Raw genomic sequence first — 13,387 nt, 5'->3', positions numbered from 1 at the left:
CATTTGCCTCAAGTCACTCCTAGGGCATTCGCGCATATCGCCAGGCAGGCGCTTTGCCCACAATGCCCGCTCCGATTTCCCGAAGCCCGCAACACAGCGGGCACCACCAGCAGGAGGTAGGCAATGCGTAGCAAGTGTTTGACACCGATGTTGTTGCTTGGACTGGTACTGTCCAGCGTGGCGCAGGCAGCACCCTTGAAGACACGCGACGTGCTCGAAATCTGGCCGAATGGCATCGCCCCCGGCTCGGAGAATTCGCCGGCCAAGCTCACGGTGACCGAGCGTAGCAAGGTCGCCTACTGGCCCGACCGCGCGCTCACCGGCGTCACCCGTCCGAACCTGACCGCCATCGTGCCAGACAAGCCCAACGGCACGGCCGTGATCGTTGCGCCGGGCGGCTCATACACGCGCATGGCGATCGACAAGGAATCGGCCGAGATGGCGCGCTGGCTCAACCCCTATGGCGTCACCGTGTTCCTGATGCAATACCGCCTGCCCGCGGAAGGCCATGCCAATGGCAAGGACGCACCCCTGCAGGACGCGCAACGCGCCATCCGCTACGTGCGCGCCCACGCCAAGGAATGGAACTTGAATCCCGCGAAAATCGGCTTCCTCGGCGCATCGGCCGGTGGCCATATGGTCTCCAGCCTCGACGTGCAATTCGCCAAGAAAGTGTATGAGCCGATGGACGAGGCCGACGCCCTCTCGGCGCGCCCCGACTTCACCATCCTGCTCTACCCCGTCACCTCGATGGAGAACGCCAACACGCACATGGAGTCGCGCACCAACCTGATCGGCAAGGATCCCTCACCCGAACTGATCAAGGCCTACTCGTCCGACCAGAACCTCACCAAGGACGCACCACCCACTTTCGTGGTGCTGGCTGAAGACGACCCCGCCGTGCCGCCGAGCAATGGCATCGGCTTCTGCAACGGCCTCAACAAGATCGGTGGCTCATGCGAGCTGCACACCTTCAAGGAAGGCGGCCACGGCTTCGGCATTCGCGATGCACGTCAACTGCCGGTATCGAACTGGCCGAACCTCGCTGCGGACTGGATGAAGAAGCTCGGATACATCCAGTAAGACGCTGCAACGCAAGCAATGCCACGCAAGAAAAAGCCCGCCTGTTGGCGGGCTTTTTCTTGTGCGACCAGACGACATCAGAACTCGTATCTCAACCTCAAGTCTGCTGTTTGAGAGGTGTAACCATTGGCAGCGTTCAAGGTGTAGTGCGCGGCCAGTGTCAGATTCTGGCTGCGCGCCAGCGTAGCGCCCAGGACCAGCACGCCGGTATCCGCCTGACCAGTCGAGCCGCGTGTCGTGAAACTGGTTGCGCCACTGGTATCCGCCGCAAAGTTGGCCACCGACTGCACGCTGGTATCGCGGAATTCATGCCGCCAGCTTACTAGCGCGATCGGCGTGATCTCGCCATACGAGGTCTTGAAGGTACGCTCCAGCTTCGCGCCCAGATCGCTCCTGAGGGACGTGGCACTCGTGGCGTTGACATGCAGGGCGGCAGTGCTGCCGGTCTCGGTATAAGCCTCCTGTATCAGGTGGCTCCAGGTCAGGCCCGTGATCGGCGTAAGCGTCATCGCAGTGTCAAGCTTGACCGGAAAACCAGCCAGTCCCGATGCAATGTATTGCGTGCCCTCGTACTGGCCCGTTGCATTGCCACTGAAGCCCGTATAGCTGACGCTGCGCTGCGTATCGTACTTCTGCTTTACAGCACCGCCCGACAGATTGAGGTACCAGCGCTCTGCTGTATAGCCACCGTAACCAAGCAGTCCATAACCCTTGATGTGCGACGAGCTGCCGGTATTGTCACCAGTGGCGTCGACCGAAGTGTTCGCATAGTTGATCAGGCCACCGACGCGCCACTGAGGGTTGATCGCGGTATCGGCGCCGATCAGCAGGCCGCTGTAGCCAGCGCGATAGCCGCTGGTGTCACTACGGTCGGACTGGTTCGCCTTGCCGCCAAACGCCTGACCCCACGAGGCGATATTGCTGCCTTGCTCGCCGGTCGACACGCCACTGCCGGCAACCTGCGCAGTGCGCAACATATCGACACGGGATGACGCAACGTCGACCACCGCTTGCGTGGGGGCCTGTGCCGATTGAACGGTCGAAGCCGTGTTTGCGGCAGGACTCAATTGCGCCCCGGCGCGGTTGGCTTCTGCTGTGGCGCCAAGGGCTGCTGCAGCATTGAACATGTTGAGCATGTCCGCATTGGTACCGCCATAACGGAACAAGCCCGACAACGACGAAACGGCATCCGGCGTGGTTGCCGCAATGATCGGTGTCGTTGCGCTGGGTGTTGGAGTCGGGGTAGGCGTTGGTGCGGGAGGCGGAGTGCCCAGTGTGACGACCAGATCGGTCTTTGTGCTGTCATCGCTGTCGGTGACGCTCGTACCGTATATGCCGCCGCTGTAACTGTCCGCCGAATAATTCAGCGCACTGGCGTTGAAGTTTGCACTGCCATTGTTTGCCTGCGCCACGACAAACCGCTGGCCTTGTGCGAAGGCATAGCTGCTGAGTTTCTTGAGTGCGACGCCGGAACCTGCATTGAAGGTCGCGACGCCCGATATCACCAGCCGGCCATAGCCACTGTCGGCACTGACGACCCCGGTCGTGACCGCGCCGTTTGCGACGCCGATATTCAAGGTTGCACCAGCATTCTGCGTGTAGTTGCCGGTGATGGCGATCGTGTTATTGACTTGCAGTGTTGCGCCGGAATTGGTCACCGTGTTGCTGCCGACATTGATATGGTCGTTCAGGAGCAGGTTGCCTGAACTGAAGACCAGATTCGATGAAGTGTTAGTGATGGTGCCGATGCTGCTGCCCGACCCCGTCAACGTGCCGAAGGTCGATCCTGTACCGCCGGTGATAGTCAGGGGCGAACCGGATGTGCCCTGGATGTTGCCCGCAATGGTGCCGCCATTGTTGGCGATCGTGCCAAACACCCCATTGAGGGCAAAACTGCTGCCGCTGATAAGGCCTGTATTCGTCAGCGTGCCGATCGTGCCCGCGCTGCTGAGGATCGCGGTCGGGCCACTGATGGTGCCACCGGCATTGTTGATCAGCGAGGTGATGCTGGCCGCAGAGACAAGCTTGATCCCCAGGGTCGTTCCGGTGATCCGGCCGGTATTCGTCAGCGTGCCGATTGTGCTGTTGCTGGCCGAGATTGCTGTCGGGCCGCTGATGGTGCCACCAGTGTTGTTGAGCAGCGAGGTGAAGTTGGCCCCGGAGAGCATGCTGATCCCCCGGGTAGTTCCGCCGATCAAGCCGTTATTCGTCAGCGTTCCGATCGTGCCTCCGCTGCTCAGGATAGCGGTCTGGCCACTGATGGTGCCGGTGAGGGTGCCGTTTACGTTATTGAACAGTGAAGTGATGCGGGATCCCGAGCCAAGACTGATCGCCGATGTAGCGCCGGTGATCCTGCCGCCGTTGTTGTTCAGGAGCGAAATGGTGCCGCTATTCAGGACGCCGATGCTTGCACCGCTGATCAACCCGCGGTTGGTCAAGGTGCCCGGGAGCGACCCGGTTGCTTCCACTTGCGGACTCGAAGGGCCGTTGAGGGTCCCGTTATTGGTGAGACTCAGATTGCCACCGGCCCAGGTCAGGCAAGTTGAGGTCGGACCGGTAACCGTGGCGTTACTGCTTAGGGTTATGCATGCAGCCCTTACTTCGGCAGATGCCATCATCGCCAGCGCTGCGGTAAGCGCCACGCTCATCACAGAGCGTTGGAAAGGGAGAGCGTGCCTTGGCTGGATTTTTGTATGCATGTTCTGGTGACTCTCGACTGATTGCGGGCACAGGTGTCTTCACGTTTATCGACGTTGCCACGGTGTTCTGAAGAGAGGGTTTACCGAAGATTCCAGCCCTGAGCACAATGCGCTACGGGATTGAGAGGGTTTGGCAAATCATTGCGGAGCGTGCTTTTTCGGGCTTTGTTCGCGCGTCAGCACTGCCTGCAGACAAACTAGACTTTGCGGCTTACGTGGCTTAGGTGTCTTGATCGCTGTGGAGCACTCTTGAACAAGAATAACTATCCTGTTGCGTCACCCGTCACGCTCGAAGAGGCGCTCAATCAGGCTTACGCGCACTGGAATGCCGGGCAGGCGCAGCAGGCCGAGTATCGTTGCCTGCAAGTGCTGCAGGTCATTCCGCATCACCCTGATGCGCTGCATCTGCTGGGCCTGATCGCACACGCCTATGGCAAGCTCGACCTCGCCATTGAATATCTGCGCAAGGCTTGCCTGTCACCCGTAGTGCCCGCCACGTATTGCAGCAATCTGGCAGAAATGTGTCGCCAGAAGGGCTTGCTGACAGAAGCGGAACAGGCCGCGCGTCAAGCAGTGCAACGAGAGCCGCAACTGGTCGCAGCCTGGAACAACCTGGGCATCATCCTGCAGGAAAGTGGCAAGTTCGAAGCGAGCCTGGAATGCCTGCAACGTGTCGTGTCGCTACAGCCTGACAACGCAGAGGCGTACAACAACCTTGCCAACACTTACAAGCGCATGGGGCAGCTCGAACTGGCACAAACGGCTTACCAGCGTGCGCTTGCGCTGCGCCCCGACTATGCCGAGGTGTACAGCAACCTCGCATATCTGCTGAACGATCGTGGTCAATTCGATGATGCCATCGCGGCTGCGCAGCGCGCCATCGATATCAACCCGCAACTGGCGGATGCGTATTTCAATCTGGCCCAGATCGAAATGTCGCGCATGCGTTATGCCGATGCCCGCCGCTGGATCGATGCCCTCATTTCATTTGCGCCACAACACACCGGCGCGCTGACCGCGCGAGCGCAACTACTGTTGAAGAGTGACCAGTTTCAGGACGCACTTGCGTACGCGCGCCAGGCTCTGAGCATCGCGCCCGACAATGCGAATGCGCACAATGTGCTGGGGCAGGTTTTGCAGGCGCTGGGGCAGCACGACGAGGCTGGAGTTTCTTTTGAGCGCGCTGCCGCGTTGCCGGGGACGATCGCCGAAGAAGCCCTGGTCGGGCGTGCACTGCTGTTCATGGAAGCCGGGCGTAATGACGATGCCATAGCTGCTTTTGAACGTGCGCTGGAACGTTTTCCCGGTTCGGCGCGCGCGCTCGCTGCGAGCTCCGACACCAAGACCTATCGCAGTGATGATCCGGATATTGCTGCCATGGAAGCGGCGCTTGTTCGTGAGCTGACGCCGACGATCAGTGAGCAGATGAGTCTGCATTTCGCGCTTGGTAAAGCCTATCTGGATACCGGAAATTCGGACCGCGCGTTTTTCCATCTGAACAAGGGCAACGCCATGAAGCGCGCCACGTTCAGCTACGATGCGGCGCAGACCGGCGCATGGATGCAAAAGATTTCTGCGGCCTTTACCCCGGCCCTGATGGACAAGTTCAAGAATGCAGGCGCGGCCTCCGCGCGACCGGTGTTCATCGTCGGCATGCCGCGCTCCGGCACGACCCTGGTGGAGCAGATCCTGGCATCGCATCCCGGCATTCACGGCGCGGGAGAACTGGGCGCCTTGCGCCAGGTCATCGACCGGGCGGGCGCGTTTCCCGATGCGCTGGCGCACTGGGACGCGGAGGACTTTGCACGAATCGGACGCGACTACCTGAGACATACAGAAGGCCTGGCACCCGCTGCGCTGCGCCTGGTCGACAAGATGCCGGGAAATTTCCTGTATGCCGGATTGATACCGCTGATTCTCTCCGGCGCACGCATCATTCATTGTCGTCGCGACCCGGTGGATACCTGCCTGTCCTGTTACAGCAAGCATTTCATGGGCGAGCAGTTTTTTGCATATCGTCTCGATGAACTGGGCGCCTTCCATCGCGACTATCAGGTTTTCATGGAGCGCTTGCGCAAGGTCTTGCCGCCGGAACGTTTCCTTGAAGTCGACTATGAAGTCGTTGTGGACGATCTGGAGGGCGAAGCGCGGCGTCTCGTTGCTTTCGTCGACATGCCGTGGGATGACGCTTGCCTGAGTTTCTACAACACACGCCGCGTGGTGCGTACCGCCAGCGTGAGCCAGGTGCGGAAACCGATCTATGCGACCTCGAAGGGTCGCTGGCATCGCCATGCTTCGCAGCTTGGCCCCTTGCTGGCGGCGCTTGGGGTAGCTCAGCCTGCTGAAGAGGCGAGATGATCGTGCCGACGGGAACCATATTCGACTACGACGCGATTTTTCAGCAAGCAGCTGCCTTGCTCAAGGAAGCGCGTTTCGAGGAAACCGAGGCGCTGCTGCGTCCGGTACTGGCAGGCGGATCGGGCCCTATCCCACTCTGGAAGCAATTCGTGTATGCCATTCGTCCGCAAGGCAAGTTCGACGAGAGTCGGCAGATACTGGAAATGGTCGTACAGACAACTCCGGGCGACATGGGCGCCAGGTTCGACTTGTCGGAGATCCTGCTTTTGCAAGGCGAGTTCACTCGCGGTTGGCGTGAATACCGTTTTCGCTACAAGCTTGACCACACGCTTATGATCGAGCGGCATATGCAGAAGCCGCGCTGGGAGGGCCAGCTCATCAGCGGCAAGACCTTGCTGATTCACGATGAGCAGGGTTTCGGCGACACCTTCCAGTTCCTGCGCCTGGCGGCCTGGGCGCGCGAACGCAGCGGCGCCCGTGTGATTCTGGAGGTTAATGCCGAGAGCCGTGCGCTGGCCAGACGTTGTGCCGGCTATGACGAAATCATCGCGCGAGGCACGATTCCTCCTGCGTTCGATTTTCACTGCGAGCTGATGAGCTTGCCCATGGCTCTGGGCCTGCAATTGAGTGACCTTCCAGTAAGCACTGGTTATCTGAGTGCCGACCCTGCGCGTGTCGAGAAATGGCGTGCGCGCCTGGCATCATTGCCACGTCCCCTGGTCGGACTGGTGTGGGCGGGACGGCCAGCGCATGGCAATGACGCGCGACGCTCAATGACGCTCGCCGACTTCGCGCCGCTGGCTCAGGACGGAATCACATTCGTCGCCTTGCAAAAAGGCCCGGCCGCAGCGCAAAGCGCGAACCCGCCTCCGGGTATGGCACTGGTGTCGCTGAGCGACGAGATTCACGACTTCGACGATACGGCCGCGATCATGACGCTGCTCGACACGCTGGTGTCCGTGGATTCATCGCCCGTGCATCTGGCGGGCGCCCTCGGCTGCCCGGCCTGGGTGTTGCTGCCCTTCCTGCCGGACTGGCGCTGGCTGCTGCAGCGTGAGGACACACCCTGGTATCCGTCAGTACGCCTGTTCCGCCAGCAAACAAGAGGAGAGTGGGGGCCGGTGATGCAATCTGTTGCCGCTGCACTAGGCAAGTTGCGCGACGGTGTGACATGACACGTACTGACACTTCTACTGCACGGTGACTCGCAGATGAAGTTACGGGAAACGTTTGTATGGGCACTCTGCGTACTCGTATCCGCGTGTGCGACGGATCCACGCCTGCACGCAAACGCGATTGCCCGATCAGCCGATCTGCGTCATGAGCAGATAGCGGCCGGGCCGTTTCTTCTCACGACGTATGTGCGCATTTCTGATGTCAGCCGTCCGCTCACTGTCTACATCGAAGGCGATGGCCTGGCATGGCGAACACGCAATCAGCCCTCGGATGATCCGACCCCGCGTCGGCCGGTAGGACTCAGCCTGGCTGCTGCCGATCGCAGCGCGAATGTGGTCTATCTGGCGCGTCCCTGCCAATACATTCCACTGAGTGCCAGCTCGTCTTGCGATGTTGCCTACTGGACCGGCAAGCGTTTCGCCCCGGAAGTCGTCGCAGCGATGAATGACCTTGTCACACACTACATGGCCCGAACTCCCGGGCAACGTGTGGACCTCGTTGGCTATTCCGGTGGTGGCGCAATCGCCGTTCTGCTCGCAGCCCGGCGGCAGGATGTCGCGTCACTGCGTACGGTAGCCGGCAATCTTGATCATGATGCCGTCAACCGCTTTCATCGTGTGTCACTGATGCCGGACTCGCTCAACCCGGCCGATGTCGTGGCAAACGTGGCGAACATTCCGCAAATCCATTTCACAGGTTCGGACGACACCATTGTTCCACCCGCGATCACACGTGGTTTCGTCACCAAGGTCGGCGCGTGCGCGCAAGACAAAGTGATCGAGGGTCTGTCGCACGAAGGAGCGTGGGATGTGCTCTGGCCTCGGCTGCTCGCTTCACAGCCGCGCTGCGTGCCGGAAGAAACGTCACGATAGCCGTGCTGCTGTGAAGATCCGGAATCCGTAACTGATACGGGTAAGCAGCCTCATGGATTGCGCGAACAAACTCGCCTATCCCGCAGTCAGCAACACCATCACCGAGCCCCACAGGGCCAGGAAGACGTTGCCGATGGCATAACTCGCACCGTAACCCAGCGTAGGTATCTTGCTCCTCGCTGCCTCCTGCACGGCAGCCAGCCCGGGTGCGCTGGTGCCGGCACCAGCGCACACGCCGAGCAGTACGCCAGGGTGCATCTTCATCACATAGCGGCCAATGAGGATGGCGACGAGATGCGGCAGCATGGCGCAGAGGATGCCGGCGATGACTAGGCTCACGCCCGACTCCTTGAGCCCGCGCACGAAATCCGGCCCGGCCATGATGCCGGTAGCGGCGAGAAAGACGGTGAGGCCCAGCGAGTCGAAAATCCACAAGGCAGCTTCCGGCACCTGCCCCAGTTGAGGGCGCACCGAGCGCAGCCAACCGAACAGGATGCCGCCCAGCAAGACGCCGACACTCTGCGACAGGCCAATGTCCAGCTTGCCGATGGCGATTGCGGGAATGCCGATGACGCTGCCGAGGAACAAGGCGATCATGACGGGCACCACGTCGGTCGTCGAGCCAGGCCGGTCTGCAAAACCCATCCTTGCGGCGACGCGTTCGACATTGTCTTTGGAGCCTGACAGGGTGACGACGTCACCACGTTCGATCGCGGTATTGAGTGTCAGCGGGAGCTCTTCGCCCGCGCGCACGATCTTCGGCACGAAGACGCTACGGATCGCCGTGTTCGCGCGCGCTTCGCGTATGGTCTTGCCGATCACGGCTTTCTGCGTGACCAGTACATCGAGCGTCAGCATCGGAATGTCGAGCAGCTCCCTGTCCTCGATCTCCTCCGGCTCCACCGTTTTCGCTGCTGCCACGAGCACATCGCGCCGCCCTGAAACGGCCACCCCGTCTCCTGCCTGCAGCATCAACGCCGGTTCAGCCTGCAGCAGCTCCTTGCCGCGACGCACGCGCTCGATGAACACCCGGCGTGGTGCGAACAGGGCTTCAAGCTCCGCCACCGTCTTGCTCTCGAACGTGGCAGGCAGGCGATAGGCGCGCATCGACACCGTGTGATATGCCGATGTCACGCCCTCCTCTTCGTTGATCACGCCCATCTCGCGTTCAAGTTCCGCGCAGGCGCTTGCCAGGTCAACGCCCATGAGCTTCGGCCCGACCTTCGACAGGAATACCACCACCGTCACAACGCCAAGAAAATAAGTCACGGCGAAGGCGACAGCGACATTGCTGAGAAGCAACTCACGCGCGGCCGGGTCGAGTGGCAGATGGTTGATGGCATCGGTCGCGGTACCAACCGTCGCGGACTCGGTCATCGCGCCCGCCACCAGCCCGGCGGCCGTCCCCGCATCGAAACCGAGAATCTTGGCGGCCGCGTAAGAAGCGCCCAGCCCGGTGACGCACAGGATCGTGGTGAGTGCGAGTTGCGGCAGCCCGCTCGATTTCAGCCCGCGGAAGAATTGCGGGCCAGTCTTGTAGCCGATCGCGAAGAGGAACAGCAGGAAGAAGACTGTCTTGAGGTCGGAAGAAATCTTGACCCCGGTCTGCCCGACCAGCACACCAATGATGAGCACACCCGTCACCGAGCCCAGGGTGAAAGTGCCGATCCGCAGTTTGCCGATGAGAAAACCGAGACCAAGAGTCAGGAACAGGGCCATGTCGGGATGGCCCTTGAGTAACTCCACAAACCACGTCCACATCAACTCTTGCCTTTCGGCGTGAGCGTAACGCCAGTCCTCCACGCCTCGACATACTCCTCGGCGGCCTTGCGCATGCAGTTGCCGATCTGCGCGTAGTCTTCGTCATTGAGATTGGCGAGCGACACCCGCACCGACCAGGGCGGGCCACCGAAGCCACCACCATCCATGAGCACGATGGACGACTGCTCGGCAATACGGAACAGGAAGTCCACCGGCTCGTAGTTCTTCGTCAGGTAGGCCACGAACTCCGCACCGTACTTGTATTCCGCCCACACCATGATGTCGAGCTCCACGTAGTACCAGGCGCGCAGCGGGTCGGCAGGTGGCGTGGGAATATCCAGGCCCTTCCACAGCAGGTCGCGCCGCCGGTGGCAGATCTCGACGGTGAGGCGCTTGTAGGCATCGGCCTCATCGAGCAAGTGGGTCAGCGCGAAGAAGCACATCTGCACTTGTTGCGGTAGCGACAGGCCTGCCGTGTGATTGAGCGCGACACAGCGGCTGTCTGCCACCATGCGGTCGATGAAGCTGATCTTGCGCGGCTCCAGCGTGAGCGGCCCGTAACGCTTGTCGAGTTGCTTCTGGAAGGCTTCGGGCAGCTCGGCGATCATGCGGTCGTAGATGTTGTCCTCGTGCACGCCAATGACTCCGAGGCGCCAACCGGTACACCCGAAATTCTTCGAGAACGAATAGACGCAGATCGTGTTGTGCGGCAACTCCGCCATGAGAGAGCGGAAGTTCGGCACGAAGGTGCCATACACATCGTCAGTCACCACCATGAGGTTGGGGTTCTTGTGCTTGACGATGTCTACGATGCGCTTGAGTTCATGTGCCGACAGCGCAACGGAGGGCGGGTTGCTGGGGTTCACCACAGCCACCATCTTGATCTTGGGGTCAGCCAACTGCTCCAGCTGGGCATCGGTGTAGTGCCAGGTGTGCGCACCGTCCTTGCCCACTGCGTCGCCGTGAATGCCAACGACATTGAAACTGAAACGCTCGAGATGACAGATCTCGATGTACGGCGTGAACGTCGGCAGGAACAGCGCAACCGAGTCTCCCTTTTTCAAGAGCCCGTTCTGCATCAACGAGTCGAAGATGTAGCACATGGCCGCCGTGCCGCCTTCTACCGCGAACAGGTCGAAGCTCCCCTTGGGCGGCCGGCCATCGCACATCTCCTTGATCAGGTAGTCGTGCACGATGTCTTCGACGTGCAGCAACATGCGGTCGGGCACCGGGTAGTTGTCGCCGATGATGGAGTCGGTCAGTTCATGAATCCAGGCGTCGCGGTCGAAGCCCTTCTTCTCGACCCCGTAGCTCAACACGCCGCGCAGGAAGTCCACGCCGGGCTCGGTGCGATTGAGATCCAGGAATAGTTCGAAACGCTGCGCGATGCCCTGCCGGGCGGGCATGCCCGCGAGGATCTTGTCATCGCGAATGCGACGACATTCGCCCAGCGCGAAACGCCCGAGAAGGAAGAAGGCCTCGCGCGGCTCGGTCGCCACCCAGTTCGGGTTGCCACGCCCGGCATTGAGCATGGTCGCCGTCGATATCAGCGCCGTGTCCTTGGCCAGATGAATCAGGTTGTCCTTGAGCTCGAAGGGCGAAAGCACCTTGAGAGCTCTTTGTTCCTTGCGACTGGTTTTGAGTGTGAGCGCCATACGATCCTCCTGTAGCGTTGCTGACCCGATGTTGCCCGGCGACTGATCGATGGCCGGTCACATGATGACGACGATAACGATCCCCCATACGATCAGCAGCGTGTTGCTGATGGCATAGGGAACGGTGTATCCCAAGGCAGGGACATTGCTTTTTGCAGCGTCGGTAAGCTGCCCGAGCGCCGCCGTTGTAACCCGCGCGCCCGCATTGACGCCGAGGTTGATGGCCGGGTGGAACTTGAACAGGTAGTGCCCGATATAGAGCCCGGCAATCATCGGCAGCGATGTCGCCACCACGCCAGCCACGAATAGCTTGAGGCCGAGCGCCTGCAGGCCAGCCACAAAGCCCGGCCCGGAGCTGATGCCAACGACCGCGATAAAGGTCGTGAGACCGACCGAGCTCATGAACCACTGCGCCCCGGACGAGATGCGGCCGAAGCGCGGATCGGTCGAGCGCAGGTAGCCCGCGACCAACCCCATGATCAATGCGCCACCGCTGGTCGACAGAGAGATCGGCACGCCACCCACCTTGATGGACTGCGCGCCGATGAGACCGCCGATGACGATGCCCAGGCCAACGAGAATCATGTCTGTCTGGTCATTCACGCGATCGGGATAACCGATCTGCTTGGCGACGCGCTCCACGTCGTGCTTTGCACCGACGATGAACAGGTGATCGCCACGATCGAGCTTGAGCCCCGCGTTGATCGGCAGCGACTGCCCGGCACGCTCGACCTTGCGCAGGAATACGCCACGCGCGAAAGCCGAGCCGGATGCCGTGCCTGCCGCGACCAATTCGCCCAGCGTCTTACCGGCGATGCTCTTGTCGGTGAGAACGACCTCCAGCGCCTCGGCGGGCACCGACAACAGCTCACGGTCTTCGACCTCGGCACCGACGCTGGCGCTGGCGCCGACGAGCACCTCGTGACGCCCGGCCAATGCAATGACATCGCCCTGAAGCAAGGTCGTCGTGGGGTCTGGCTCGACGATCTTGCCCGCACGCCGGATGCGTTCGACGAATACGCGATAGCCGGGAAAACTTGCCTCCAGATCTGCCACGCGCTTGTTCACCAGCGAATCCTGGATCGCGTAGGCGCGTACCGTGATCATGCGATAGCCAGTAAGGCCGCTGCTATCCTCGCCACCAGCCATCTGCGCTTCGTACTCCTTGCACGCCGCAGCCAGATCAACGCCGAGCAGCTTCGGCCCGAGGGTGGCGAGTATCCAGGCAGTCCCTGCTGTGCCGAAGATGTAGGTCACCGCATAGGCCACGGGAATGTGGTCGCTCATCGCCTTCTTCTGTTCCGGCGTGAGGCTGAGACCATTGATGGTGTCTTGCGCTACGCCCATCACGGCCGAGATGGTCTGCGCTCCAGAGAGCAGCCCGGCCGCCGTACCTGCGTCGAAACCCGCGACTTTGGCGCAAGCCCAGGTGACGATCAGGCATAGCACGCAGATGATGACGGCGAACCACACCTGCGGCAGGCCATCGCTCTTCAGCCCGCGGAAGAACTGCGGGCCGACGCCGTACCCAAGCGCAAACAGGAACATGAGAAAGAACACCGACTTCACATTCGCAGAAATGTCGATGTGGAATTGCCCGATCAGCACCCCCACCAGCAAGGTGCCGGTGACTGAGCCGAGACTGAAGCTACCGATCTTGATACTGCCGACCCAGTAGCCGACGCCCAGGGTCAGAAAGATCGCCAGCTCCGGATATTGCCGCAGAAAATTGACCACCCACATTGCTGTCTCCTCTTCATTGCGGGAAGTGCCACCCCGCACG

At 61.0% G+C, this 13,387-nt stretch carries 8 protein-coding genes; 4 read left to right on the top strand and 4 right to left on the bottom strand.

The annotated features are described in order from the left end of the window. Positions 1-123 precede the first annotated feature (123 nt). Entirely contained in the window at positions 124-1,083 is a 960-nt protein-coding gene (locus tag VVD49_RS12625; RefSeq protein WP_327599533.1) for an alpha/beta hydrolase, read from the top strand. 77 nt (positions 1,084-1,160) lie between these two features. Here VVD49_RS12625 and VVD49_RS12620 read toward each other — a convergent pair whose 3' ends face one another. Then, entirely contained in the window at positions 1,161-3,731 is a 2,571-nt protein-coding gene (locus tag VVD49_RS12620; RefSeq protein WP_327599532.1) for an autotransporter outer membrane beta-barrel domain-containing protein, read from the bottom strand. A 300-nt stretch (positions 3,732-4,031) separates the two neighbouring features. Here VVD49_RS12620 and VVD49_RS12615 point away from each other — a divergent pair, with 300 nt between their 5' ends. Genes VVD49_RS12615 through VVD49_RS12605 form a run of 3 tightly spaced genes read left to right on the top strand, consistent with a single transcriptional unit; the run spans position 4,032 to position 8,188 of the window. Continuing rightward, complete coding sequence (locus VVD49_RS12615; protein ID WP_327599531.1) at positions 4,032-6,140, top strand: tetratricopeptide repeat protein; 2,109 nt, start codon at positions 4,032-4,034, stop codon at positions 6,138-6,140. Next, positions 6,137-7,315, top strand: coding sequence for a hypothetical protein (locus VVD49_RS12610; protein WP_327599530.1), 1,179 nt, complete (start codon positions 6,137-6,139; stop codon positions 7,313-7,315). The genes VVD49_RS12615 and VVD49_RS12610 overlap by 4 nt, the downstream gene beginning before the upstream one ends. Before the next feature lie 36 nt (positions 7,316-7,351). Beyond that, complete coding sequence (locus VVD49_RS12605) at positions 7,352-8,188, top strand: alpha/beta hydrolase (RefSeq protein WP_327599529.1); 837 nt, start codon at positions 7,352-7,354, stop codon at positions 8,186-8,188. A gap of 75 nt (positions 8,189-8,263) precedes the next feature. On the opposite strand, the gene aspT (VVD49_RS12600) is transcribed toward VVD49_RS12605, so the two are convergent. The 3 genes from aspT (VVD49_RS12600) to aspT (VVD49_RS12590) are packed head-to-tail and all read right to left on the bottom strand — an operon-like array spanning position 8,264 to position 13,347. Further along, entirely contained in the window at positions 8,264-9,949 is a 1,686-nt protein-coding gene (gene aspT / locus VVD49_RS12600; protein WP_327599528.1) for an aspartate-alanine antiporter, read from the bottom strand. Then, entirely contained in the window at positions 9,949-11,604 is a 1,656-nt protein-coding gene (gene aspD, locus VVD49_RS12595) for an aspartate 4-decarboxylase (protein ID WP_327599527.1), read from the bottom strand. The genes aspT (VVD49_RS12600) and aspD overlap by 1 nt, the downstream gene beginning before the upstream one ends. A 57-nt stretch (positions 11,605-11,661) precedes the next feature. Further along, positions 11,662-13,347, bottom strand: a complete 1,686-nt coding sequence (gene aspT / locus VVD49_RS12590) for an aspartate-alanine antiporter (RefSeq protein WP_327599526.1) — start codon at positions 13,345-13,347, stop codon at positions 11,662-11,664. Positions 13,348-13,387: the final 40 nt, after the last annotated feature.

The organism is Uliginosibacterium silvisoli, assembly GCF_036017035.1.
GTDB lineage: Bacteria > Pseudomonadota > Gammaproteobacteria > Burkholderiales > Rhodocyclaceae > Viridibacterium > Viridibacterium silvisoli.
This window is presented reverse-complemented; position numbering and strand designations above follow the sequence as displayed.

Coding starts and splice junctions, on each gene's coding strand:
- aspT (WP_327599526.1), bottom strand. CDS start 13,347: ATGTGGGTGGTCAATTTTCTGCGGCAATATCCGGAGCTGGCGATCTTT.
- VVD49_RS12610 (WP_327599530.1), top strand. CDS start 6,137: ATGATCGTGCCGACGGGAACCATATTCGACTACGACGCGATTTTTCAG.
- VVD49_RS12620 (WP_327599532.1), bottom strand. CDS start 3,731: ATGAGCGTGGCGCTTACCGCAGCGCTGGCGATGATGGCATCTGCCGAA.
- VVD49_RS12605 (WP_327599529.1), top strand. CDS start 7,352: ATGAAGTTACGGGAAACGTTTGTATGGGCACTCTGCGTACTCGTATCC.
- VVD49_RS12625 (WP_327599533.1), top strand. CDS start 124: ATGCGTAGCAAGTGTTTGACACCGATGTTGTTGCTTGGACTGGTACTG.
- aspD (WP_327599527.1), bottom strand. CDS start 11,604: ATGGCGCTCACACTCAAAACCAGTCGCAAGGAACAAAGAGCTCTCAAG.
- aspT (WP_327599528.1), bottom strand. CDS start 9,949: ATGTGGACGTGGTTTGTGGAGTTACTCAAGGGCCATCCCGACATGGCC.